Genomic DNA, 280 nt, shown 5'->3' with positions numbered 1-280 from the left:
AGAGGTTCGGCGCTGCGCTCGCTCATGTTCTGGATGATTCGGCGGCAGCGGTCCACCTCCGAACGGATGAGGCGCGCATCGGCGGCGAGTTCCGGATTGCCGGAAGCGTACAACTCCAGATCGCGCGAGACCACGGCGATGGTTCCGAGCGGGGTGCCGAGCTCATGCGCGGCGCCGGCGGCGAGCGTAGAGATGGACGCGAGCCGCTCGTGGCGGGCGAGTTGGTCCCGAAGCGCGAGGACGTCCTGCTCGCGCTTGCGCAACGCCTCGGAAACTTTTC

1 protein-coding gene is annotated in these 280 nt (G+C 67.9%); it reads right to left on the bottom strand.

Annotation, left to right across the window (positions count from 1 at the left end):
* A partial coding sequence (locus L5849_RS15780; protein WP_305040854.1) for a histidine kinase dimerization/phospho-acceptor domain-containing protein occupies positions 1-280 on the bottom strand: 280 nt, incomplete at both ends.

The organism is Erythrobacter sp. SN021 (assembly GCF_021864455.1).
This window is presented reverse-complemented; position numbering and strand designations above follow the sequence as displayed.